The following is a 25,101-nucleotide window of genomic DNA, read 5'->3' as shown; positions in this document are numbered from 1 at the left end:
TTCTTAGTTACTGCGTAATAATTCTTTGGTAAGCTCGTCCATATTGTAAGAACGTTCTTCAAAATTACGGAATTTGGAAGGCTGCTGGGCAGAAGGTGTACGGTTTTGCCCCGAAGGAGTTTTCCTCCGGTCTTTTTCCTGCTCAAAGGCAGAATCAAGACGCTCAACATCTGCCAGTGTACGAACGTTGCCCGTCTTCCAGTTTTCGAGAATCTTGTCAGTATATTCAAAACTTGGCTGGTGGATCGCACTGATGGTGCGGTTGCATGCTTCCAGAATGAGATCCAGCTCGAAATTCCCATCCTCCAGCCATTTGCGGATATAATCCAGTTCGGCAGATGCAGGTCCCCGCCCTTTGATGCCAAATGCATTCAGGATAGAATAGCAGGTTTTGTTGTAAAATGCAGAGGAATTACGTGCCTGATCGACGGTTGTAATATGTTCATCTGCCCATGAAAGTGCTACTTTCTGAATGTAATGCATGCTCTTATGTCCGTTCTCCACACAGTATTCGATCAGATACTCGATCAGGTCTGCGGAAAAACCAAGGGAATCATAAAAGTAGGTAATCGCATCAACATCGGTACGGGTTAAGGTTTTGCCGAGATACTGTTCAGCAATAAAAAGAATCTGTTTCAATTCTCTTCTTGCAGCAAGAGAACGTCTTGATGCAGGAAGATTCTGATCCGCAGTCTGATCTGAAACAGGGGCATTTCCGTTATTTTGCCTGACCGAAGATTTTTCGTGAACAGAAACCGACTGTGCAGAAGGCGTATGAAAAGCTGCTTTTGCAGGAGTTTTCCTTGCAGCAGATCCGCCGAGACAGATTCCGGTAAGTTCGTTTGCTTCGTTATATTCGAGAGAAAGAATCCCTTCTTTTTCCCAGTATTTGAGTGCGCGCAGGATATCGCCTTCGGTATTCTCCAGAAGGTCTGCCATCTGCGGGATAGCCGGAAGCTGATCCGGGATATTCTGATAGCGGAGAAGAAGAAGATAGACTTTTACATATTCTCCGTTCGCAGATACCATATAATGATCGATAAAATCATTCTCCACGATCGTTATATTGTTATGGGAATGATTGCGCAAAATAAGTGCACTCATAATTTCCGCTTCCTTTCTTTTCTGACTTTGTTCATTATAACATCATCCCAGATCGTAAAAAAGAATTTTCTGACGGAAATTTTTGCTATTACAGATAAAATTTCGCAGATATTGGAGAAAATCAAGCTTTTAACAGGTCTTCTCCGATATTTACAACATCTCCGGCCCCCATTGTGATCAGAAGATCACCAGGCTGACAGTGGGTGGTGACGAACTCTTCGATGGCTGCAAAGCTTGGCAGATAAGTTGCGTCACATCCATGTTCTTTGACTGCATCTGCAAGCTGTGCAGAAGAGATGCCTAAAGTATCTGTCTCACGCGCTGCATAGATGTCAGCAAGGATTACATGGTCTGCATGTGCGAGTGCTTCAGCAAATTCTGAGAATAATGCTTTTGTACGGGTATAAGTATGTGGCTGGAAAATACACCACAGTTTTTTATGTGGATAATGTGCAGCACTTTTCAGAGTTGCTGCGATCTCTGTCGGATGGTGTGCGTAATCATCAATGATGGTCACTCCGCCGACTTCACCTTTGTATTCAAAACGGCGGTCTGTTCCGTGGAAGGAAGCAAGACCTGTCTGGATCGTCTCCGCAGGAACACCGAGAATATCGGCAACTGCGATTGCCGCAAGTGCGTTATATACGTTGTGCTCACCGCCGACTGCAAGAGCGAGATGTGCAACATTCTGTCCGTCTTTTACGACATCGAAAGAGGCATTGCCCTGTTCGTTATAAGTAATATTGGCTGCACTGTAATCCAGGGAAGCTTCTTTGCCAAAAGTGATAACACGACAGGAAAGATCGGAGGTGATCTCTTCAATCTTATCAATATCTCCGTTGATGACGAGCGTTCCGTTTTCCGGAAGAAGCTTAGCAAAAAGGTGGAAAGAATTACGGATATCGTCCAGGTCTTTAAAAAAGTCCAGGTGATCCGCATCCACATTCAGAATAATACCGATTTTCGGGAAAAAGTGCAGGAAACTGTTGGTATATTCGCATGCTTCCGTAATAAAAAGGTCAGGTCCGCCGACACGGATATTGCCTTCGATCGCTTTCAGGATACCGCCGACAGAGATTGTCGGATCCAGGTCTGCTGCAAGAGCGATATGAGAAAGCATAGAGGTTGTGGTTGTCTTACCGTGTGTACCGGATATAGCAACCGGTGTCTTATAGTTAGTCATAAGCTGACCGAGTAATTCTGCTCTGGATAACATCGGAAGATTCTGACGCTTTGCTTCTGCAAATTCTTCGTTGTCTTCGTGGATTGCTGCGGTATAAACTACAAGGTCGATACCGTCTATAATATTGGAAGCTTTCTGACCGTAAAATACGGTTGCACCATTCTGAGACAGATGATCCGTAAGTGCCGATTCTTTGTTATCGGATCCGGATACTGTGAAGCCTTCTTCAAGAAGGATCTCAGCGAGTCCGCTCATACTGATGCCGCCAATTCCGATGAAGTGGATATGGCAAGGCTGATTAAAATCAATTTTATACATAATGACACTTCCTGTTCTGTGAATTTGTTTCATAGTATTTGACTTACGTGCATAATTATAACATAGATAGGTCAAAAACCAAACCTTTTCTTTTTGTGATATTTCTATAAAAAAGATGGGTGAACGGAAATATTTTTGTAAAATATGTTCACTATATGCATGTAATATGTTATAATGAAAAAACCAGAATTACTGAGAAGGGGTGAAGACATGATAAAAAAGGAAATGATAGCAATGCTATTGGCAGGAGGACAGGGCAGCAGACTTGGCGTCCTGACTGCAAAAGTTGCTAAACCGGCTGTTGCATTCGGCGGTAAATACAGGATCATTGATTTCCCGCTGAGTAACTGTATCAATTCAGGGATCGATACAGTCGGTGTCCTGACCCAGTATCAACCACTCAGGCTTAATACACATATTGGAATTGGTATTCCGTGGGATCTGGACCGGAATATCGGAGGGGTGTCAATTCTTCCGCCGTATGAGAAGAGTACAAGCAGCGAATGGTATACAGGAACGGCGAATGCAATTTATCAGAATCTGGAGTATATGGAGACGTTTAATCCGGATTATGTACTGATCTTGTCAGGAGATCATATTTACAAGATGGATTACGAAGTTATGCTGGATTTCCACAAGGAGAACCATGCAGATGTGACGATCGCGGCAATGCCGGTTCCGATCGAAGAAGCAAGTCGTTTCGGAATCGTAATTACCGACGAAGACAAGAGGATCACCGAGTTTGAAGAGAAGCCGGCGAATCCGCGGAGCAATCTCGCTTCCATGGGAATTTATATTTTCAGCTGGCCGGTGCTCAAAGAGGCACTGATCAAGATGAAAGATCAGCCGGGATGTGATTTCGGTAAACATATCATTCCGTACTGTCATGAAAAGAAGCAGAGACTTTTTGCATATGAATATAACGGCTACTGGAAGGATGTCGGTACATTAAGTTCTTACTGGGAAGCCAATATGGAGCTGATCGACATTATTCCTGAATTTAATCTTTATGAGGAATTCTGGAAAATTTATACGAATAATTCAATCATACCGCCACAGTATATTTCAAAAGAAGCTGTGATCGACAGAAGCATTATTGGCGACGGAGCTGAGATATACGGCGAGATACATAACTGTGTGATCGGCGCAGGTGTTGTTGTTGGACAAGGCTGCGTGATCCGGGATTCGATCATCATGCAGGATGTTGCGATTGGAAATGACTGCGTAATTGATAAGGCGATCATTGCGGAGAATGTTAAGGTTGGAGATAATGTAACCCTTGGAATCGGCAATGAAGCACCGAACAAGCTCAGGTCTGATATCTACAATTCCGGACTGGTCACGATCGGTGAGAATTCTGTGATTCCTGCAGGAGTACAGATTGGAAAGAATACTGCGATCAGCGGTATTACCGTGAAGGAGGATTATATACAGGGTGCTCTTGAAAGCGGCGGAGTATTGATAAAGGCGGGTGACAGATCATGAGAGCAGTTGGAATCATTTTAGCAGGCGGTAACAACAACAAGATGCGGGAGCTTACACAGAGGCGTGCAGTGGCAGCGATGCCGATCGCAGGAAGCTACCGGGCAATTGATTTTGCACTCAGCAATATGTCCAATTCGCACATTCAGAAAGTGGCAGTGCTTACCCAGTATAATGCACGTTCACTGAATGAACATCTGAATTCTTCCAAGTGGTGGGATTTCGGACGTAAGCAGGGTGGTCTTTATGTATTTACACCGACGATCACCGCAGACAATGGCTACTGGTATCGTGGAACGGCAGATGCGATCTATCAGAACCTGGATTTCCTGAAGAGGTGCCATGAACCTTATGTGATCATCACATCCGGAGATGCGGTTTATAAGATGGATTATAACAAAGTACTGGAATACCACATTGCAAAGAAAGCAGATATCACCGTGGTATGCCGGGATCTGGATCCGGGCGAGGATGCAACCCGTTTTGGCATCCTGAAGATGAATGAGAATATGCGGATCGAAGAATTTGAGGAAAAACCGATGGTGGCAAATTCCAACACGATTTCCACAGGAATCTATATCATCCGCAGACGTCAGCTGATCGATCTGATCGAGCATTCAGCTGAGGAAGACAGATATGATTTTGTAACGGATATCCTGATCAGATACAAGAATCTGAAAAAGATATACGGTTATAAGATAAAAGACTACTGGAGCAATATTTCCACAGTCGATGCCTATTATAAGACAAACATGGATTTCCTCAAACCGGAAGTCCGGAACTATTTCTTTAAGCAGCTTCCAAGTATTTATTCCAAGGTGACAGATCTGCCTCCGGCAAAATATAATCCGGGTGCGGTCGTTAAGAACAGCCTTGTGGCAAGCGGAAGCATTATCAACGGAACTGTTGAGAACTCAGTTCTGTTCAAAAAAGTGTTTGTTGGAAATAATTGTGTGATCAAAAACTCAATTATTTTAAATGATGTGTATCTTGGGGACAATACTTACATTGAGAACTGTATTGTAGAGAGCAGGGATACGATCCGTGCCAATACACGGCATGTTGGTGAAGATGGCGTGAAAGTAGTAATAGAAAAGAACGAAAGGTACGCATTATAAAAACTGAGGGGGACTTATAAGAGTCCGGATCAGAAGGCATGCCGGTCAAATAAAGGAAAAGGAGCGGACCGGTATGTGCGTTACTGGAGAAAGGGGCTAGAAAGTTATGCAGATTACAGATGTACGCGTGCGCAAAGTAGCAAAAGAAGGAAAATTAAAGGCAGTAGTATCAATTACAATGGACGAAGAATTTGTTGTTCACGATATTAAAGTCATTGAAGGGGAAAAAGGACTTTTCATTGCAATGCCGAGTAAGAGAGCACTGGATGGGGAATATCGTGATATTGCGCATCCAATCAATTCCGGTACAAGAGACAGAATCCAGAAGATCATTCTGGACAAGTATGCGGAAGTACTGGAAGAGACTGACGACGCGGAAACTGCAGAAATCTAAGTACAGAAAAATACTGAAAACAAAAATCCCGGAGACTGGAAGTAAAACCAGTTCTCCGGGATTTTTATATTTTGAGAAATGATATTTCTACGACGGTCAATCGCGCATAAACTGATCGATCACATAGAGAATTCCGTCATCATCATTTGATTTTGTGATAAAATCTGCTTTTTCACGGACCAGTGGCTGTGCATTTTCCATTGCCACTCCAAGACCTGCGGTTTCGATCATAGTCAGGTCGTTGTATCCGTCACCGCAGCAGATCATTTCATCAGCAGTCAGACCGATGCTGGTAAGAAGCTTCAGAAGAGAAGCGGCTTTGTCTACATTCTTTGGAACGATTTCGAGGAAAAATGGATCCGAACAGTAAACATCGATATAACCATGGAAATGAGCGGACATTTCCTCTTTAGCAGCAGCGATCATAGCTGGTTCTCCGGTCAGGAGAAATTTATTGTTTGGAAATGTGGATACTTTCTCACAGAAATTATCAATTTGTACAATTGGTAAATGGTTGATCCGGGATTCTAATTCGGAATATTTTGTCGGGGTAAATCCGGACAGAAGCCGTCCATCCTCATAAGCCAGAATATCAACCGGGTAGTTGGAAGCAATCCGGTAGATATCCGGGATCACGTCCTGCGGAAGTGTTTTGTTGTAAATGACCTGGCCGGTGCGGCAGTCAGTGATCCGTGCTCCGTTGAAGGATAGGATATAGCTTCCGTAACGCTCCAGATGGAGCTGCTCTGCAAGAGGAAGTACGCCGTATGTAGGGCGACCGCTTGCAAGAACAACTTTTTTCCCGGCTTCCTGGATCTCGATCAGAGCCTTTAACGTTGGTGGAGTGATTTCTTTCCTGGAGTTGGTAAGTGTTCCGTCCAGATCAAGAACGAGTAACTGATATTTCATGGTAAACCTCTCTTAAAACTGCATTTGTCTGAGTACTTCGATGATCTCAGGAAATTCCATACCGTGGGAAGCTTTGACCAAAATGGTGTCATCTTTTTTGACAACGTTCCGGATCTTATCCAGGAAATCCTGTTTGGTTTTAAAATAAAGTATGGAGCTGTTCTTTGCACAGGCTTTTGCACCCTCGTATGCGTGGTGGGAAAGTTCTCCGATACAGCAGATCACATCAATGCCGATCTCGGCAGCATGTGCGCCGGTATTATAGTGAAGTTCATTTTCCTTATCACCAAGCTCAAACATATCGCCCATTACAGCTACGGTTCTTCCTGTTGCGGTGGAAAGTACATCCAGAGAAGATTTCATGGAAACCGGATTGGCATTATAACAATCGTCGATGATCAGAAGCGATCCTGTGTCAATGAGATTGGTACGTCCGGCAATCGTCTTCAGGGAAGTGATTCCTGACCGGATTTCATCCAGAGTAAGGCCGAGTTTCATGCCAACACATGCTCCGGCGAGAGCATTGTAGACCATGTGGTTTCCCGGCACCGGAATATGTACGTTGATTTCTCCGAGTGGAAGGTGAAGCACAGCGTCAGTTCCGCGAAGCCCCTGGCTTACAATCTCATCTGCATAGGCATCCAGACTGTCTGAAAGGCCGAAGAAAACAGGTTTTTTCCCCTGTACCTCTGTGACCGTAGAAAGTTTGTCGTCATCTCCGTTTAAGATGACAGAAGCATTTGGACGCAGATGATCAAAAACTTCGGTTTTGGCTTTTAAGATTCCGTCGCGGCTTCCGAGATTTTCCATGTGTGCAAGACCGATGTTGGTGATTACACAGATATCCGGCTGGCTGATGGATGCAAGTTCATGCATCTCTCCGAAATGGTCAATTCCCATCTCCAGGACAGCAACTTCATGTTCTTCGGTAAGATTGAAGATGGTAAGCGGAAGTCCGATTCCGTTGTTAAAGTTTCCCTCTGTCTTAAGAACATTGTATTTCTGGGAAAGGACAGAGGCAATTGTCTCTTTGGTGCTGGTTTTTCCGACACTTCCGGTGATGCCGACAACCTTGATGTCAAGCTGCATGCGGTAAAACGCTGCGATATCACGAAGTGCTTTTTCGCAGGATTCTACATGAATGCAGGGACAGGTAAGGGAAGAAGGATCTTCTTCTGTAAGAGTAGCAAGTGCGCCCTGTTCCATAACCTGCGGGATAAAGGTGTGGCCGTCTACGCGGGCTCCTTTGAGTGGAACAAAAAGAAATCCCGGTGCTGCTTTCCGGCTGTCGATTGCAACGCCGGTAATCTCTTTTTCAAGAAAACTGCTGTCGCCATGGAAGGTTCCATGGCAGGCAGCGGTTATATTTTTTAATGTCATATTTTTCATCGGTAATACCTCTTTTCAAATTGTGACCTAGTCGTCAGCGCTCATGCGGTCAAGAAGCTGTTTCTTTACTTCATAAAGTCTTGGAGACAGATCGATATACATCTGGTGAGGATTGAAGAGTCGTTTGGATTCATCCCACAGGGTATCTTTTTCCTGACGGCAGTAAGCGGCAATCTCTTTGACAGACGGGGAAGTGTAGACACATTCACCGTTGATGAAGATTGGCTGCATCATTTCGCGGACGGTATAGGTTCCGGCTTTCATCTTTGTCTTCTTCCATGTCTCGCTTGGATCAAAGAGGAGAAGATCTTCCTCCGGATTGATCTCTTCGTCTACAAAGCAGATATAATCAGCCTTCATCTTGCCGGTTTCTTTTTCGTAAATACGGTAAACTGTCTTGTTGCCCGGATTGGTGATCTTTTCTGTGTTCTCAGAAAGTTTGATTTTAGGTTCGAACTCACCATTCTTATTCTGGATGGCAGCGAGCTTATATACACCACCGAATGAAGGACAGTCTTTGGAGGTGATCAGATTGGTTCCGACACCCCATGAATCGATCGCTGCGCCCTGCATCTTGAGGTCGTGGATCAGATATTCATCAAGGTCGTTGGATGCGCAGATCGTTGCTTCTTCAAAGCCGGCATCATCCAGCATTTTACGTGCTTTTTTGGACAGGTAAGCAAGGTCGCCGCTGTCAAGACGGATACCAAGCTTTCTCGGGCTGACACCGGCATCTTTCATCTCCTGGAAGACACGGATCGCATTCGGCACACCGGATTTTAAGGTGTCGTAAGTATCGACAAGAAGGGTACAGCCTTCAGGATAAAGATCTGCATAGGCTTTAAATGCGGTATATTCATCCGGGAAACTCATGATCCAGCTGTGTGCATGGGTTCCCATAACCGGAACGTCAAAAAGCTTGCCGGTAAGTACGCAGGAGGTTCCCACGCAGCCGGCGATCACGGCAGCACGTGCGCCGTATAATCCGGCATCCGGTCCCTGGGCACGGCGAAGCCCGAATTCCATAACACCGGTATCACCGGCAGCGTATACGATACGGGAAGACTTGGTCGCGATCAGACACTGGTGGTTCAGAATATTCAGGATTGCGGTTTCCACAAGCTGAGCTTCCATGATCGGGGCAACAACTTTGAGGATCGGCTCCTTCGGGAAGATCAGGCTTCCTTCCGGAATTGCGTAAATGCTTCCGGTAAAGTGATAGCCGCTCAGATACTGAAGAAAATCTTCAGAAAAAATGTGGAGACTGCGAAGGTAATCCACATCATCATAGCTGAAGTTCAGATTTTTCACGTACTCAATAACCTGTTCAAGTCCGGCTGCGATCGCATAACCGGAAGAAAATGGGTTGGAACGGTAAAATACATCAAAAATTACGGTAGGATTGTCCTGCTTATCGTAATAACCCTGCATCATAGTCAGTTCGTATAAGTCTGTAAGTAATGTTAAATTTTTAGAATGCATAATCGTACCTCTTTTCTGTTTTGGGTTTAGACCAGACTGGCGTTTTTCTTAATTGTGTCCTGGATAAGATCATGACAATAGATTCCAAGATGTTTTCTTGTCTCTTTATCCAGTTCTTTTGGATAGATTGGTTTGCCGTATTCGATGACGACATGTACTTTTTTTACACGCGGGAAATGTGCTTCAAAAATGTCAGCAGTATTGTTCATACTGATCGGAATGATCGCACACCCGGTCTTTTCAGCAATTTTAAGTGCACCGTCACGGAATGGAAGCATAGAAAGCTCTTCGCCACTGTTGCGGGTTCCTTCCGGAAAAATGCAGATGGAAATGCCATTTTTTACATAATCAATTGCCTGAAGGATCGTCTTCAGACCTTCTTTCATATTGTCTCTGTCAAGGAAGAGACAGTACAGATTCTTCATCCATGTGGAAAGAAGCGGAATCTTTTCCATTTCTTTTTTGGCAACATAACCGGTCAGACGCCGGCACCGGCTGTAAGTAAGGAGAATATCAAAATAACTGCGGTGGTTGCCGATAAAAAGTACCGGTTCATCCGGAATATTTTCCTCGCCGATCACAGTTGTCGTGACACCGGTCATCTTAAGAATCACTTTAAAGCCCCACTGAACGATGCGCAGAGAACTGATATCTTTGGCTCTGCGATTGAATTTACCAATGATCCATTCCACCAGAAAAACCGGAATGGACAGGATCAGGTAAAGAATTAAAAAGACTGCGATACAGATAAATCGTATCATTCCAAAAAAATCCTCGCTTTCATTGTATAAAGTAACATACTTTTCTTCGATTATACTATTCGGGGCATGAAAATACAAGGAAGATAATATGATAATAAAGAGACAAAAAAATGGAAAAGTTTGTGAATAATTATGAGAATGAGATGCCGTGTGACAGGGGTGATCTGGATGCTGATTTTCCTTGGTGGCTGTCAGGTTATGGAAAAAGAGGCAGCGGGTGGAGAAATGCTGGAATATTCCATTGTGGATGAGAAAAAAGTTCCGGCGGAAATGACCGAACGCATTGCCGGGATGGAAGAAACACCATTTCAGATCATGTATGTGCAAGGAGACCGGCTGTATGTCGGACAGGGGTATGGGAGGCAGGAAATGGAGGGATATGCGATCCGGGTTGATGGCTGTACGGAAGAAAAAGATGTGATCTGTGTACAGACAACACTTCTGGGACCGGGAAGTGAAGAGACAGAAAAAGATGGTGAGGAGATGGGAAATATCTGTATGCGGGAGGGTGGATTTTCCCAATACCCATATGTTGTCCTGGAAATGGCAAAAAGCGAAAAACCGGTGATATTTGAATAGGAGGGCTGACTATGGAACTGATAAGAAAACAGGTACGCATGAATCAGATGGGAAAAACAGTGACGGATCAGTTTATGATCGATGGAGATTATAATGTACCGGATGCGAAAAGCGACGTGGGAAGAGTGCTTTCCGGTGAGGGAAGTCTGCGGGTTGAAGAGACAAGAAGAGTGGAAAATTATCTTCGTGTGACGGGAAAACTGAATTTTAAAGTTTTGTATGTGACGGATTCGGGAGATCCGCGTCTTGGAGCTTTGGAGGGAATGCTTCCGTTTGAGGAAATGGTCTACATGGAGGAAGAAAACGGAGAAGGCGAATACATTGTGCAGGTTCAGCGGGTGGAATGCGGGGTATCACTGATCCATTCGAGAAAGCTTGCGGTAAAAGCAGTTGCGGAAATGACGGTACATACAGAGCAGATCACAGAAAAACAGGTGACACTTGATGTAGACGGGGAAGAAGGAATCTATCTGAAAAAATGTCCGGTGGAGCTGCTGCAGCTGTTTACCGCGAAGAGAGACATTTACAGGATAAAAGAGGAGATTAAGATACCGGGGACCAAAGAGAATATCGGAACGCTCTTGTGGACAGAGGTAAGCTCCCGGAAAGTGGATACCAGACTTGTGCAGGATGCTATGCTGATAAATGGAGAATTGCAGATCTTTGTTCTCTATGAATCCCAGGAGGGCAAGACAGACTGGGTGGAGCAGACGGTTCCTTATGAGGGGCGGATCGAGTGTGCCGGCGCAGAAGAGGGCATGTATCATCATGTCTATGATCAGCTGGATGATATCAGTGTAGAGGTGCGGATGGATGAGGACGGAGAGATGCGTGCGCTTGGCATTGAAGCGGCACTTCAGGTACGCCTTTTTGTCTATGGGGAAGAAAAGCTGGAGCTTTTAGAGGATGCGTATTCCCTTGATAAAAAATGTGTTTTGCAGACAGAAGAAGCTGTTGTTGAGGAGCTTCTGATGCAGAATCATTCAAAAAGTAAGATCGCAGAACGATTAAGTCTGCCAGAGCTGAAAGAGGAGATCCTTCAGGTGTGCCACAGCAGCGCAGACCTGCAGATGGAAAAAATGGAAGTGCAGGATGGCGGAATTCTGGCAGAGGGGATTCTCCATGTCAGCTTTCTGTATGTAAAGGCAAATGATGAAGTACCATTTGGTGTGTGGAAGGGAATGGTTCCGTTCTCGGCAATGCTTGAATGCCGGGAAGGAAGCAGCGATATGAAATATGACATCACATATGCAGTGGAGCAGCTTGCGGTAGATCTTGCCGGAAATGATGAAGTAGAGATCAAAGCGGTCGTGGCGTTCAAAAGCTTCATGCGAAAAGCGGAAAAAATACAGATGGTGACAGAGGCTGCACTTGTGGATTATGAAAAAGAAGAGCGGATGAACCAGCCTGGAATTGTGGGATATATTGTAAAAGACGGAGATGATCTGTGGAGTCTGGCAAAGAAATATTCGACCACGGAAGAAAGCATTCTGCTTAATAATGAATTATTATCAAAAGAACTGAAAACGGGTGATAAAATATTGATTTTTCGGGAGAGTTTGAGTATACTATAATAATGAAATGATGTATACAAGATACAAAAAAAGGTCGAAAAAATACAATAAGGAGATACACGCATGGATAAACTGGAGTTAAAAGCACTTGGGAAGATCAATCTTGGACTTGATGTGCTGGGGCGGCGGGAGAATGGTTATCACGATGTGCGCATGGTCATGCAGACGCTGTATCTGTACGATAATGTGACGTTGCAAAAGAAGTCGGCCCCAGGTATCGAGATCGATTCAAATCTTTTTTATCTGCCGAACGATGAGGACAATATTGCATGGAAAGCGGCAAAGCTTCTGATTGATGAATTTGATATCAAAGACGGGATCAGAATCCATCTGGACAAGCATATACCGGTTGCTGCAGGAATGGCAGGCGGAAGTTCCAATGCGGCGGCAGTGCTTTACGGAATGAACCAGATGTTCCGGCTGGGACTTTCTCAAAAAGAGCTGATGGAAAGAGGCGTGAAGCTTGGGGCGGATGTCCCTTACTGCATTATGCGCGGAACGGTACTCGCAGAAGGAATCGGGGAAAAGCTGACACCTCTTCCTCCGATGCCGAAATGTCAGATTCTGATCGCCAAGCCACCGATCAGTGTATCGACAAAGATGGTTTATGAAAAGCTGGATTCCTGTGAAATCAAGGAGCATCCGGATATAGATGGTATCCTGGACGGATTGAAGAACCAGGATCTTGAGCAGGTGGCAGCATCCATGGGCAATGTGCTGGAGAAGGTTACGGTTGAAGCATATCCGGTCATTGCACAGATCAAAGAATGTATGATGGAAGCAGGTGCTCTTGGGGCGATGATGAGCGGAAGCGGACCGACTGTATTTGGGATTTTCAGGGATCGCAGGACAGCGAAGGAAGCATTTACCAAAGTAAAAGCACAGAATCTGGCAAAACAGATTTATCTTGCAAATGTGCATAACGTCAGGAGGAGATAAGAATGGATATGGATTTTGAAGTAAATATGAATGAATACCTGCCGTTGAGAGATGTTGTATTCAATACACTCCGGAAGGCAATTTTAAGAGGAGAACTGAAGCCGGGAGAACGGCTGATGGAGATCCAGCTTGCCAACAAGCTTGGAGTGAGCCGTACCCCGATCCGTGAAGCAATCCGTAAACTGGAGCTGGAAGGTCTGGTCCTGATGATTCCGCGAAAAGGAGCAGAAGTAGCACAGATCACAGAGAAGAATATGCAGGATGTGCTGGAAGTCAGAAAGGCACTGGAAGAGCTTTCCGTACAGCTTGCGTGTGAACGGATCACGCCGGAGCAGGTTGAAGAAATGAAGATGGCAGCTGAAGATTTCCGTAAAGTCTTAAAGAGTGGTGATGTGACGAAGATCGCTGAAGCAGATGTAAAATTCCATGATATTATTTTTGCTGCAACCAATAACCAGAGACTGATCACGCTGCTGAACAACCTGCGGGAACAGATGTACCGGTTCCGCGTAGAATACCTGAAGCAGAAGGAATGTTATCCACAGCTCCTGGAAGAACATGATAAGCTGATCGCACTGATTTCGGGCGGAGAGGTTGAAGAGGCATGTGAGCTCATGGGCCGTCATATTGACAATCAGGCATCTACAGTATCGGATGTTATCCGGAGAGATCAGGCAGAATATCACAGATAAAAATGTATAGTTTTCCGTATGCTGTCAATACTCCTGTTATCAAAGACAGGAGGTACATACGGAAATGAAAAAAATAAAAGCAGTGGCGCTGGTACTGATCGTGATTCTGTGTGGCGCGGCATTTACAAGGGTAATGCAGGTGGAAGCGAAGGCGAATGCAGTGCAGGAAAAGTTATCCGGCGAGGTGTTCCGCTTTCATGTGCTTGCCAACAGTGACAGCAAAGAAGACCAGAAACTGAAGATGAAGGTGAAAGAGGCTGTTGTAGATTATATGCGGGAGAATCTGTCCGGTGCAGAGAATGCGGCAGAGGCAAAGGCATGGGCAATCCGCCACAAAGAGGAACTGGTCCGGGTTTCGGAGGAAGTCCTGCGGGCAGAAGGCTGCAACGACAAAGTGACGGCAGAGGTTGTGCGGTGTGAATTCCCGGATAAGACATACGGGGATATTACTTTCCCGGCGGGCTGGTACGATGCACTTCGCATCAGGATCGGCAAGGCACAGGGGCACAACTGGTGGTGTGTTCTTTATCCGAATCTCTGTTTTATGGATTCTGTCCATGCAATTGTTCCCAAGGAAGGGAAGGAAGAGCTGCGGAGTGTGCTGACGGATGAAGAGTATGCGATGATCGTAAAAGGCACACCGGTAAAAATCAAATGGTTTTTCTTGCAATTGACGGAGTAAATGTGTAGAATATACTTCAACGAAGATGGCAGGAAAATTTGTTTCGCCATAAGGCAAAGGAAAGTTTAATGACGGATATACTTGTAAAATTATTTGTAAAAGATTATAAAGATGTAGAAAAGGTGTCTGTCCGTACAGCATATGGAGTGCTGGCAAGCGGAGTAGGCATCTTTTGTAATGTTCTGCTGACGATTGCGAAGATGGTGATAGGGATCCTTCTTCACAGTGTGTCTGTTACTGCAGATGCATTTAACAACTTATCGGATGCAGGTTCTTCGATCATTGGAATGATCGGAGTGAAGATGGCAGAAAAACCGGCAGACAAGGAGCATCCTTTTGGGCATGGCAGGCTGGAATACATAGCGGCACTGATCGTATCCTTTCTGGTGATCGAAGTTGGATTTACCTTTTTCAAAAATGCGATCGCGAAGATCCGGGAGCCGGAACAGTTAAAATTCAGTCTGGTATCGATCCTGATCCTGGTGTTGTCCATAGGTGTGAAGCTGTGGCTTGCGATGTTTAACCGGAAACTTGGTGAGAAGATTTCTTCCCAGGTGATGATGGCGACGGCAGCAGATGCGCTTGGAGATGTGATTACGACGGCAGCGACGATCCTGTCAGTTGTATTCTGGCGGATCACAGGGATCAATATCGATGGCTTTGTCGGACTTGGTGTTTCACTGGTCGTTATGTGGGCCGGCTTTGGGATTGCGAAGGATACGCTTGAGCCGCTGATCGGAATTCCGGCGACATGGGAAGATTATGAGAAGATCAAGCATTTTGTGGAAAAATACGATGGAATCGAGGGCAGCCATGATCTGGTGATCCATAATTACGGACCGGGAAGAAGTATGGCGATCATTCATGCAGAGGTTCCGAATGATGTCCCGATTGATGTATCCCATGAGATCATTGACCGGATTGAGAGAGAGGCAATGGAACAACTGGGGATCTCGCTGACAATTCATATGGATCCGGTGGAGACTCGTAATGAAGAAGTACTTCAGGCAAAACGTGAGACAGAAAAAGCTGTGGAAGCACTGGATCCGAGATGCAGTATCCATGATTTCCGCATGGTGAATGGAGAAAAACAGATCAATCTCATTTTTGATTTTGTCATTCCGAGAGAGTATTCTGAGGAAAAAGGGAATGAACTGACACTGACTTTGATGGACCGACTGCAGCATCATAACCCGAAGTATCAGTGTGTTATTACATTAGACAGAAGTTATGTGGAAGAACAGAGGTAAAAGAGATGTATACATTTGAAAGCAGAGTACGATTCAGTGAAGCAGACCATACTGAGCTTCTGACATTACCGGGGCTTGTTAATTATTTTCAGGACTGTAGTACTTTTCAGTCTGAGGATATCGGATATGGCGTGGAATCACTGAAAAAAAGCGGGCAGGCATGGATTCTTTCTGCATGGCAGATTGTAGTAAACCGTTATCCGAAGCTTGGGGAACATATCCGGGTGTCGACCTGGGCGACGGATTTTACCGGGCTTTTCGGACTCCGTAATTTTAAGATGGAGGATGAAGCAGGCGAGATGACAGCCTGGGCCAATTCGGTCTGGGTATATATGGATATGAAAAAAGGAAGACCATGCAGACCGACGAAAGAAGAGGTCGAGGCTTATCGGCCGGAAGCACCACTGGATGTAGAGTTTGCGCCGCGTAAGATCGTGCTTCCGAAAGAATTGGAAGATGGAGAAAGTTTTCCGGTAAGACGTCATCAGATCGATACAAATGAGCATGTCAATAATTGCCAGTATATCCAGATGGCAATTGATGTGGTGCCGGAATGTGAGCGTGCCGGACAGATCCGGGTAGAATATAAAAAATCCGCAGTTATGGGTGATATTATTTATCCAAAGATGGCGGTAGAGGAACAGAGAAAAATAGTGGAACTTTGTGATGCGGAGGGAAATCCGTATGCGGTAGTAGAATTTAAGGAGAAATAAGAGATGGAATTAGGAAAAAAACAGATGCTTACGGTAGTAAAGGTAGTTGATTTCGGAGTATATCTGGGAGATGACAGAGAAAAGGTTCTTCTTCCGAAGAAGCAGGTTCCGGCAGGAATCGAGCCGGGCGATCCGATTGAGGTATTTTTATATAAGGATTCTTCTGACCGTCTGATCGCAACGGTAAATGAACCGAAACTTACACTGGGAGAAAGTGCAATCCTGAAGGTAGCGCAGGTTGGCAAATTCGGTGCCTTCCTGGACTGGGGACTGGAAAAGGATCTGTTCCTGCCATTTAAGGAGCAGACTTATAAGGTGAAACCGGGGGATGAATGTCTGGTAGGACTTTATATTGATAAGAGCCAGAGACTCTGTGCGACCATGAAGGTATATGAGTATCTGACCAGTGATTCCCCTTATCAGAAGGATGATCAGGTAGAGGGAATCGTTTACGAAGTGAGTGACAATTTCGGGGCTTTCGTTGCAGTGGATGGAAAATATTCTGCGCTTGTGCCAAAGAGAGAAGCACCGAAAAGTCTAAGACCGGGAATGAAGATCCATGCGAGAGTGACAGAAGTTAAACCGGATGGAAAGCTGAATTTAAGTGTCCGTGAGAAAGCATTTATCCAGATGGATAAGGATGCGCTTCTGGTACTGGCGCGTCTGGAAGAAAAGGGCGGAGTCCTTCCGTTTAACGATAAAGCAGATGCGGAGGTGATCCGTGCGGAGTTTGATCTGAGCAAGAATGCATTCAAGCGTGCAGTCGGACATCTGTATAAAGAGCGTAAGATCGAGATCCGTAAGGACAGTATTGTTTTGAAATAGACATTGTGATTGTGCACAAAAAACAGACTGTGAAATTGTTCACAATGCCTAAAACGCTGATTTGTAAAAAAAACCTTGATTTTCAAAAAAAGATTGTATATATTGAGGGTGTAAAAGATAGGAAGAGATAAAAGAAAAGGAGTGTACATCATGAAGGTACAGAATATTACAAACATTGATAAGTTTTTTGAAGTAGTAGACAGCTGCACAGGAAAAGTAGAACTTGTAACAGGAGAAGGCGACAGACTGAACCTGAAATCTAAACTTTCTCAGTATGTTTCTATGGCAAACATTTTCTCTAACGGAGAGATTCCGGAACTGGAAATCATTGCATACGAAAAAGAAGACATCGATAAACTGGTTAACTTCATGATCAATGGCTAATTTATATAAATACCAGGAATAGTGAGAAGCAGGAATCAAAGTGATTTGGTTCCTGTTTTTTTGTGTATACGATGAGCCAAGTGCAGATTTGTGCTTGCACAAGGATCTGCATTTGGCGAATGTACATCATCGAGCTGTTAAGCGAGATGGTGTACAAAGTATACAAATCGAGTAGGAGTCAGCCTGCTCGATTGTGGAGAGAGACGGTCTGCGAGGGGGAGGTTGTGTGGCGGATTTAGAAAAAGAATAGGTGTGAAGTCCATTGCACAATAAGTGCCTTCACACCTATTCTTTTTCTAAATCTGCCCTCAAGACTTTGGGCGCAGACCTGGCGGCTGCTAAACATAAAAATTCAGGAAACTATAGAGAGATAGTTTCCTGGTATATGGGAGAGGGTATTTATATTGAGGGTGGGTTAGGTTAGTTTGCGCGTAATGATTCAATAAATGGTGTGAGGAGAGACTCGCCGTACTGTAACAGGGAGAAACTTTTCTGGGTGAGGCACCAGGAGTAGGTGAGGCCGATCTGGGCAGAGGTGATCATCTGGGAGAGTTCGACGTAGGAGTAGTCTGACTTTAGTTCTCCACATTTGATCCCGTCGAAAAGGATCTTGCGCAGGATCTTATAATAGTTACGATCCTGGTTTAAAATATGTCTGGTTCCGGTAGTAGTTACCTGAAGGCCGTAGAGGGACGGGAAGAGATCCATATATGGGGAGTGCTCCAGGTTGTTCAGCACAAAATGGTTGAAGGCGAGCAGCAGATCGGCGGCTGGAAGCGTCCGGTCGCAGGTCTGAAGCCAGCTATCATAGTCACTGTCGTAGGAATAGGCGAGGCTGAAGAGAAGCTCGTCTTTTCCACGAAAATGATGATAGAAGGTGCTGCGGGATTTGCCGGAAAGCTCAATGATCTGGGAAATCGTAGTTTCGTCATAGCCCTGTTCTGTGAAAAGCTTCCATGCTGCATCCATGATGTCCTGTTTTGCATGTCGTTTGCCGTGCGTTGTCATAATTGATCGCTCCTGCCTTCTTGAAAGTATTGAAGCTATTGTAACACAGGGATGTGGAGAGTGCAATGTTTTGTTTCTGCATACATTTTAATGTTTTGTTTCTGCATACATTTTGTTGAAAATGTCCATATAAGGAGAATATAGTTGACTTTATTTAAATACTTTAGTAGAATGAAGAGTATAAAAAAGCAGAACGCAGTTCGGAATATAGTATCTTTTTAGACCGCGGTACGAAAACGAACTACAGTGCTTTGGAGGTGTAAGATGGAAAAATTAAAACTTGCAGCCGGCATGACAGGAGAACAGAAGCGTTATGCGGTTGAAGCAGCACTGCTTCTGGGATTTCAGACAGAGACAGCTACATTTCCGGTGATCACAGCGGACGGTGAGATTCCGGTGCCGGAGAATATGGAAGAGCTGAAAGCCCTGTGGAAAAAGAGTACAGGGGAGACACCGGAAGAGTACGAATCAGCATCAAAGCATACAGGTCCGATCTTTGATCTGGATTTCCGTAAGGAAAAAGGGCTGGAGATGATGCTTCAGAAAGGCGATTTCCTGAAAGACGAGAATCAGGATCTTCTTCCGGATGTGCTGGATGTGAAGATTGTACTTCCGGAGGATGCAGATGATGCGATGCTCGTTGCAGCATGTAACCTGGCATGGCGTTTTGGTATGGAGACAACCGGATATAAAGGAAATATTACGGCAGATGCAGCTTATGCAGGCAACCGGCTCGTTCTGGAAAAAGCAGAGCAGACAGAGCTTGTACAGGAAAAAGAAGGAGAAAGTGTAAAAGTATCTCTTCGCGGTGACGGAGAGGAACTAATCGCATTTACCTCCCGCCTCTGTACGGAATTTCCGCAGATCAATGGTCAGAGAAGCTGGAAAGACCTGCTGATGGATATGGTGGATGACTTTGTACTGCGCGGCGCAGATGGACAGCTCGCAGCTTTGAAAGCGATGCAGAAAGAGCAGACAGGAGAATATGAAGTATACGGATCTCCGCTCTGGAATGATACACAGAAAAAAGAAGCCGGGGATGCAAAGGTATATAATTACAAATCCGGACAGAAGATGTACGAGAAGGTGTATGAGCTTCCGTGGGAAGTGGAAGTGTTTGAAAAACTTCTGGAAGAAAAGGTTTATCCGCAGATCCGGAAAGGAAGCAAGGTAAAGATTACCGGTGCGGTAAGTGAAAATATAAAAGTACGCCAGAAGATAAAAGAAAAAATCGAAGACAGAATCCAGATGTTAGGTGCCAAGCCGGAGGATACCTCCGTTATCTGTGCATACAAGCAGGGATATTCCTGGATCGTTGAAGAGATGCTTTCGGTGATGAAGGAAGCGCAGGCAGATCAGGTTGAGATTTATTTCAAACCGTTCCTGCCGGAAGGTCAGACAGACTGGCTGGATGAGAACGGTGCAACCCCGTCCTATCACAATCTGAATGCAGACACTCCGGACAAGTGGTATGATCTTCCGATCCGCTATTTGCAGGAACTGTATCCGGTAGAAGATATTCTGGTAAAAGAGCTTGGAATTGAAAGAGATAAAGTCATTTTCAAAGCTTATGAAGGCGAAGAAGATATCACTTATCTCTGCAAGGGGATCAAGGACGAAAAGGTCTGCTGTGAGGATACTTACAAAGCAGTCTGGTCGGAAAGACCGTATATGGATGAATATCCGCAGATGGGAAAGGTTCATCCGGCAACCGGTTATGTAAAAGCAGAGATTGACGGACAGGAAGTATTTTATCAGACAGTCCGTACCGATATGGAAGAGATCTGGGATGTTTACCAGAAAGAAGTTCTTCCGGACTGCAAACGCTATATTGAGGAAAAGACAGGCGGAAAGATCTCCGCAGACCTGCAGCCGTTCTTCCATGAACTGCGTCTGGATGTGACCGCAAGTGAACCGGACTATGCGACCGGATCAAGAGAGGATCTGATCTCTTCGCTGGATGCTTTGCATGAAGATATGTATTTTGTCGGAAGCGACTATTTTAAAAATTATGGTGTGAAGAAAGCAGATGTCATGCTGGATGCGCCGGGACTGATCCTTCCGGTGATCCATGAAAAAGAAGGCAGACCGGTATTTAAGGTGACACTGACCGAGCCGTTAAAAGAAGAAGCATGCATTGTAAAAGATGGAAAAACAGTTCTTTTGCAGAGAAAACGGGAAGAAGCAGATGCATGGATCCGTGCCATTTCATGGGAAAATGATAATTTTACTTTCCATATCCGCACAAATGGGGTACAATCTAATATATTACACTCTTACGCATCATTGTGGTCAAAGGGTGTACTGGCAGAGTGCGAAAGTGTTGCGGCAGGTACGAAGCTTTTGTTTGAAAGTGAGCAGGGCGAGATACAGTATGCAGCACTTACGCCGGAAAGAGAAGAAAAACCAAAGACGAAACGGATCGAAGAGATTGATCTGCATGAGCATGAACTGATCGGATATGATACTTACCGTGAGATCATCGAAGACCTGAAGCAGGTTCCTGGAATCGAAGTGTTCCGGACTGCGGTATCTTATACAGGACGTGAACTCTATGCAGTATGGATCAAACCGGAATACGAAGGCTATCTGTCCATGACGAAGCGTATATCAAGAATTCCGAGCGAGATGATCAATGCAAGACATCATGCGAATGAAGTATCTTCGACAAATGCAGCATTTATCCTGATCAAGAAGCTGCTGACCGAAGATGTTTACAAAGATTTACCGGATAAACTGAATCTGGTGATCGTTCCGATGGAAAATGTGGATGGTGCGGCAATCCATTATGAATTGCAGAAAGAGCATCCAACCTGGAAATTCCATGTGGCAAGATTTAATTCTCTTGGAAAAGAGTTCTACTATGAACATTTCCAGCAGGATACGATCCACAGCGAGGCGATGGGATTAACCCGTATTTTTGACCGGTATGTCCCGGATATGATCGTGGACAATCACGGAGTACCGAGTCATGAATGGGAGCAGCAGTTTTCAGGTTATACCTCCCCGTCTTACAAAGGCTTCTGGCTTCCGAGATCTCTGCTTTATGGTTATTTCTGGTATGTGACCAATCCGGAGTACAAGGATAATTACCCGGTCAATAAGGTAATGGAAGATGTGATCGCAGACAAGATTGCCGAGTATCCGGAGATGAGAGAATTGAACCGTGAATGGAGTGCTCAGTTTGAAAAATATGCACATGCATGGATGCCGAAATTGTTCCCGGCAAACTATTATAAAGAAATGATCAATTACTGGATCCCGTTCGCGGCAGATCCAAACCATCGTTATCCGTCGATCCGTTTTCCGTGGATCACAACGGTTGCTTATACCAGTGAAGTTGCAGATGAGACGGCACAGGGTGAATACCTGAATTTGTGTGCAAGGGCTCATGTGGCACATGACGAGGCGACTATCCGGATGCTGATGGAAGCGGAACATGTGATGGAATGCTCTTTAGAGGAGCAGGATGGACAGATTTTGACCAGTTACATAAGACAGCGGCCGATGATTGTCAAAGTGACTGGAAAAAATAAATAACTTTTATTATTTATCTAAAGGAGGAGTTAGGTATGGAACTCATCAAATTACTTGGCGTGTTAATCGTAATCGTCGGATTCGCGCTGAAACTGGATTCAATCCTCATTATTTTCCTGGCCCTTATCACGACAGGGATTGTTGGAGGACTTGGAGTGAGCGGACTTCTGGAAACAATCGGTACAAACTTTGTAGCGAACAGAAGTATGGCGATCTTTATCATGATCCTGCTTGTTACAGGTACTCTTGAAAGAAACGGTCTGCGTGAAGCAGCGGCCAACCTGATCAGAAAGGTTAAGAGTGCGACAGCAGGTAAGCTGGTTGCTGCATATGGTATTCTGAATGCGCTGTTTGGAGCATTCAATGTCAGTTTCGGTGGTGTAGCCGGATTTATCCGTCCGGTGCTTCTTCCGATGGCAGAAGGTGCGATCACCAACAAATTTGGCAAAGCAAATGAAGATCACGTGGATAATGCAAAAGGACTTTCCGTTGCAATGCAGAACTTCACATGGTTCTTCTTCCAGGTACTGTTCGTAGGTGGAGCAGGTGGAATCCTTGTACAGACAACACTTGCAGGTCTTGGATATGAAGTAGAACTGATCGACCTTGCTGCAGTTGAAATCCCGGTAGCATTATTCGCACTGGTTGTTTCTTGCATTTTTGTTATCGCGAAAGACAACCGACTGATGAAGAAATATTACGGGAAATCAGCAGATACTAAGAAATAGAGGGAGGAAGACAGATGAGTAATTTAAAATTTATACAGATCGGTGATTCATTTAATACCATCGGACTGAATGTGGTATGGATCATTATTGGACTGATCACAATTTATGCAGGAATCAAGAACCTTCTGGACAAAGAGAATCCGTCAAGAGTCGGAACCGCTGTTTTCTGGTGTTCTTTCGGTGTCGTATGTGGATTCGGTACATGGTTGCCGGCAAAAGTTTCCGGTGCCCTTGTTCTGATCATGTGCCTGCCGCCGATCTTTAAGAAGGTTAAAATCGGCAAAGTCGATAATCCGACAAAAGAACATACAGAACAGCAGTTTAAGAAGATCGGTATGAAAATTTTCATCCCGGCATTCTCAGTAGCTGTATGCTCCCTGTTCTTTGCATTATTCAGTAACATGAGTTCAATGATCGCAATCACAATTGGTGTTATTGTTGCAATGATCTTACTGATTGCTTACGATTCAAAACAGAATAAACCGGTAGTATTCTTAAATGATTCGGAAAGATTCCTCGGAATCACAGGACCACTCAGTATGCTTCCTCAGTTACTGGGATGCCTTGGTGGTGTATTTACGGCAGCAGGAGTCGGCGATGTTATCGCACAGCTTGTTGAAAAGGTCGTTCCGAAGGGAAATGTAAACGTTGGTATCATCATATATGCGATCGGTATGGTACTCTTTACTATGATCATGGGAAATGCATTTGCTGCGATCACAGTTATGACCGTTGGTATCGGAGCACCATTCGTACTTGCTTACGGTGCCAATCCGGTAGTGATCGGTATGATCGCACTTACATGTGGATACTGTGGAACTCTGCTTACACCAATGGCAGCAAACTTCAATATCCTGCCGGTAGCGATCCTGAATATGAAGGACCGTTGGGGCGTAATCAAGAATCAGGTTCTGGTTGCACTTATTATGCTTGTATTCCAGATCTGTTATATGATAGTATTAAAGTAAATAAGATATGAGAAACTAAGGTCATCGTTTTCTGACTTTTCAGAGAAATGGTGGCCTTAGAATCCTTAAGCGATAGAAAGAAGAGGAACATATGACACCGAATATGGAACGGGGGGCCCGGATCATTATTCACGAATGGGTAAAAGTAAGGGCGTGGGACAAAGTACTGATCGTGACATCGAAGGAATATCTTGCAGAAGCAAAAGCAATGGAAAAAGAGGCTTCCGGAAAAGCACGGTCAGTGAATACGCTGCTTGTCGAGAACAAGGGGCGTCATGTGGGAATCTTTTTTGATGATAATGAAGCAGTTTTCGATCCTTATACGGCAATTATCGCGGCGACAGAGTATTCGCTGGTGACAACGAAAGCCGCAAAGCGTGCGATACAGAAACACAAGAAATTCCTGTCCCTGCCACTGGCAACCAATGACGGAAGATCTTTTCTGGAATACGATTTTCTGACGATGGATACGAAGAAGAGCCGGCTGATGGCAAAGGCATTTATCAAATATCTCAAGTATTCAGAAAAAGTCCGTGTGACAACTCCGGCAGGAACGGATATGATGTTCTGCAAAGTGGGCAGAGATCCGGGATTTTTTAACGGAGTTCTGAAGGATGGAAAGGGATATTCTTCTTCCAGTATTGAGGTCTATGTTCCGATCGAGGAGACAAAGACAGAAGGGGTGATGGTGCTTGACGGTTCTCTCGGATATATTGGTCGCGCAGAGGAACCGACAAGGATTTTATTTAAAGGCGGACGGATTACGGAGATTGAAGAGACACCGACCGGAATTCGGTTGAAAAAATATATGGAAGATTATCAGGATCCCCGGATCTATATTGCAGGGGAGCTCGGGATCGGATTAAATTCATGCTCGCAGTGCCTTGGAAACTGTTATATTGAGGATGAATCCGCTTATGGGACATTCCATGTAGGACTTGGGCGTAATATTGCTCTTGGAGGTATTCAGAACGCCAAAGGGCATTTTGATCTGGTATGTATGGAACCGGATATTTACACGGACAACAGACAGATCATGCAGCAGGGGAAGGTTATTATCCCGGAGCCTGTGTTATACTAAG

General features: G+C 44.8%; 23 protein-coding genes. 16 read left to right on the top strand and 7 right to left on the bottom strand.

Annotated elements, in window-relative coordinates:
• Positions 1–3: 3 nt before the first annotated feature.
• Both G4407_RS11570 and murC read right to left on the bottom strand, forming a co-directional pair.
• Positions 4–1,104, bottom strand: a complete 1,101-nt coding sequence (locus G4407_RS11570) for a DnaD domain protein (protein WP_173689008.1) — start codon at positions 1,102–1,104, stop codon at positions 4–6.
• A gap of 121 nt (positions 1,105–1,225) precedes the next feature.
• A complete protein-coding gene (gene murC, locus G4407_RS11565; protein WP_173689007.1) occupies positions 1,226–2,605 on the bottom strand; it encodes a UDP-N-acetylmuramate--L-alanine ligase in 1,380 nt (459 codons plus the stop codon).
• Positions 2,606–2,815: 210 nt separating this feature from the next.
• On the opposite strand from murC, the gene G4407_RS11560 reads away from it, so the two are divergent.
• From G4407_RS11560 to spoVG, 3 genes are all read left to right on the top strand, one after another.
• A complete protein-coding gene (locus tag G4407_RS11560) occupies positions 2,816–4,090 on the top strand; it encodes a glucose-1-phosphate adenylyltransferase (protein ID WP_173689006.1) in 1,275 nt (424 codons plus the stop codon).
• Entirely contained in the window at positions 4,087–5,205 is a 1,119-nt protein-coding gene (gene glgD, locus G4407_RS11555; RefSeq protein ID WP_173689005.1) for a glucose-1-phosphate adenylyltransferase subunit GlgD, read from the top strand. The genes G4407_RS11560 and glgD overlap by 4 nt, the downstream gene beginning before the upstream one ends.
• A gap of 106 nt (positions 5,206–5,311) precedes the next feature.
• Complete coding sequence (gene spoVG / locus G4407_RS11550) at positions 5,312–5,599, top strand: septation regulator SpoVG (RefSeq protein WP_008368997.1); 288 nt, start codon at positions 5,312–5,314, stop codon at positions 5,597–5,599.
• A 96-nt stretch (positions 5,600–5,695) separates the two neighbouring features.
• Here the strand turns inward: spoVG and G4407_RS11545 are convergent, their stop codons facing one another.
• From G4407_RS11545 to G4407_RS11530, 4 genes are read right to left on the bottom strand one after another with little or no spacing between them, the layout of a single operon-like run.
• Positions 5,696–6,508, bottom strand: a complete 813-nt coding sequence (locus G4407_RS11545; RefSeq protein ID WP_173689004.1) for a Cof-type HAD-IIB family hydrolase — start codon at positions 6,506–6,508, stop codon at positions 5,696–5,698.
• 12 nt (positions 6,509–6,520) lie between these two features.
• Positions 6,521–7,897 (bottom strand): UDP-N-acetylmuramoyl-tripeptide--D-alanyl-D-alanine ligase, encoded by a 1,377-nt coding sequence (locus tag G4407_RS11540; RefSeq protein WP_173689003.1) that lies wholly within the window; start codon positions 7,895–7,897, stop codon positions 6,521–6,523.
• 27 nt (positions 7,898–7,924) lie between these two features.
• Positions 7,925–9,379, bottom strand: a complete 1,455-nt coding sequence (locus G4407_RS11535; protein WP_173689002.1) for a nicotinate phosphoribosyltransferase — start codon at positions 9,377–9,379, stop codon at positions 7,925–7,927.
• 26 nt (positions 9,380–9,405) lie between these two features.
• Complete coding sequence (locus tag G4407_RS11530; protein WP_173689001.1) at positions 9,406–10,140, bottom strand: lysophospholipid acyltransferase family protein; 735 nt, start codon at positions 10,138–10,140, stop codon at positions 9,406–9,408.
• Between the two features lie 132 nt (positions 10,141–10,272).
• On the opposite strand from G4407_RS11530, the gene G4407_RS11525 reads away from it, so the two are divergent.
• The 9 genes from G4407_RS11525 to G4407_RS11485 all read left to right on the top strand — a co-directional run bounded on the left by G4407_RS11525 (position 10,273) and on the right by G4407_RS11485 (position 17,778).
• The gene (locus G4407_RS11525; protein WP_173689000.1) at positions 10,273–10,719 is read left to right on the top strand and encodes a protease complex subunit PrcB family protein; all 447 of its coding nucleotides are present in this window, start codon (positions 10,273–10,275) and stop codon (positions 10,717–10,719) included.
• Between the two features lie 11 nt (positions 10,720–10,730).
• The gene (locus G4407_RS11520) at positions 10,731–12,293 is read left to right on the top strand and encodes a DUF3794 and LysM peptidoglycan-binding domain-containing protein (protein WP_173688999.1); all 1,563 of its coding nucleotides are present in this window, start codon (positions 10,731–10,733) and stop codon (positions 12,291–12,293) included.
• 63 nt (positions 12,294–12,356) lie between these two features.
• Complete coding sequence (ispE, locus tag G4407_RS11515) at positions 12,357–13,232, top strand: 4-(cytidine 5'-diphospho)-2-C-methyl-D-erythritol kinase (RefSeq protein ID WP_008368982.1); 876 nt, start codon at positions 12,357–12,359, stop codon at positions 13,230–13,232.
• 2 nt (positions 13,233–13,234) lie between these two features.
• Positions 13,235–13,924 carry a GntR family transcriptional regulator gene (locus tag G4407_RS11510; protein ID WP_173688998.1) on the top strand — a complete coding sequence of 230 codons (690 nt, stop codon included), beginning with the start codon at positions 13,235–13,237 and terminating at the stop codon, positions 13,922–13,924.
• 64 nt (positions 13,925–13,988) lie between these two features.
• A complete protein-coding gene (gene spoIIR / locus G4407_RS11505) occupies positions 13,989–14,606 on the top strand; it encodes a stage II sporulation protein R (RefSeq protein WP_179963146.1) in 618 nt (205 codons plus the stop codon).
• A 68-nt stretch (positions 14,607–14,674) separates the two neighbouring features.
• Positions 14,675–15,856, top strand: a complete 1,182-nt coding sequence (locus G4407_RS11500; protein WP_173688997.1) for a cation diffusion facilitator family transporter — start codon at positions 14,675–14,677, stop codon at positions 15,854–15,856.
• A 5-nt stretch (positions 15,857–15,861) separates the two neighbouring features.
• Positions 15,862–16,569: an acyl-[acyl-carrier-protein] thioesterase gene (locus G4407_RS11495; RefSeq protein ID WP_173688996.1), complete on the top strand. Its 708-nt coding sequence runs from the start codon at positions 15,862–15,864 to the stop codon at positions 16,567–16,569.
• Between the two features lie 3 nt (positions 16,570–16,572).
• Positions 16,573–17,394, top strand: coding sequence for a CvfB family protein (locus G4407_RS11490; RefSeq protein WP_008368973.1), 822 nt, complete (start codon positions 16,573–16,575; stop codon positions 17,392–17,394).
• A gap of 150 nt (positions 17,395–17,544) precedes the next feature.
• Positions 17,545–17,778 carry a polya polymerase gene (locus G4407_RS11485; RefSeq protein WP_173688995.1) on the top strand — a complete coding sequence of 78 codons (234 nt, stop codon included), beginning with the start codon at positions 17,545–17,547 and terminating at the stop codon, positions 17,776–17,778.
• 420 nt (positions 17,779–18,198) lie between these two features.
• On the opposite strand, the gene G4407_RS11480 is transcribed toward G4407_RS11485, so the two are convergent.
• Positions 18,199–18,786, bottom strand: coding sequence for a TetR/AcrR family transcriptional regulator (locus G4407_RS11480; protein ID WP_173688994.1), 588 nt, complete (start codon positions 18,784–18,786; stop codon positions 18,199–18,201).
• Positions 18,787–19,050: 264 nt separating this feature from the next.
• On the opposite strand from G4407_RS11480, the gene G4407_RS11475 reads away from it, so the two are divergent.
• The 4 genes from G4407_RS11475 (at position 19,051) to G4407_RS11460 (ending at position 25,100) form a co-directional block, all read left to right on the top strand.
• A complete protein-coding gene (locus tag G4407_RS11475; RefSeq protein WP_243259198.1) occupies positions 19,051–22,326 on the top strand; it encodes a M14 family metallopeptidase in 3,276 nt (1,091 codons plus the stop codon).
• Positions 22,327–22,358: 32 nt separating this feature from the next.
• A complete protein-coding gene (locus G4407_RS11470) occupies positions 22,359–23,051 on the top strand; it encodes a DUF969 domain-containing protein (RefSeq protein WP_173688993.1) in 693 nt (230 codons plus the stop codon).
• Positions 23,052–23,065: 14 nt separating this feature from the next.
• A complete protein-coding gene (locus G4407_RS11465) occupies positions 23,066–24,019 on the top strand; it encodes a DUF979 domain-containing protein (protein WP_173688992.1) in 954 nt (317 codons plus the stop codon).
• Between the two features lie 91 nt (positions 24,020–24,110).
• Entirely contained in the window at positions 24,111–25,100 is a 990-nt protein-coding gene (locus tag G4407_RS11460) for a M29 family metallopeptidase (protein ID WP_243259199.1), read from the top strand.
• Position 25,101: the final 1 nt, after the last annotated feature.

This window comes from Allocoprococcus comes (assembly GCF_013300725.1).
Classification (GTDB): domain Bacteria; phylum Bacillota; class Clostridia; order Lachnospirales; family Lachnospiraceae; genus Allocoprococcus; species Allocoprococcus comes_A.
Note: the sequence above shows the minus strand (reverse complement) of the source record. Positions and strands in the feature narration are given on the sequence as shown.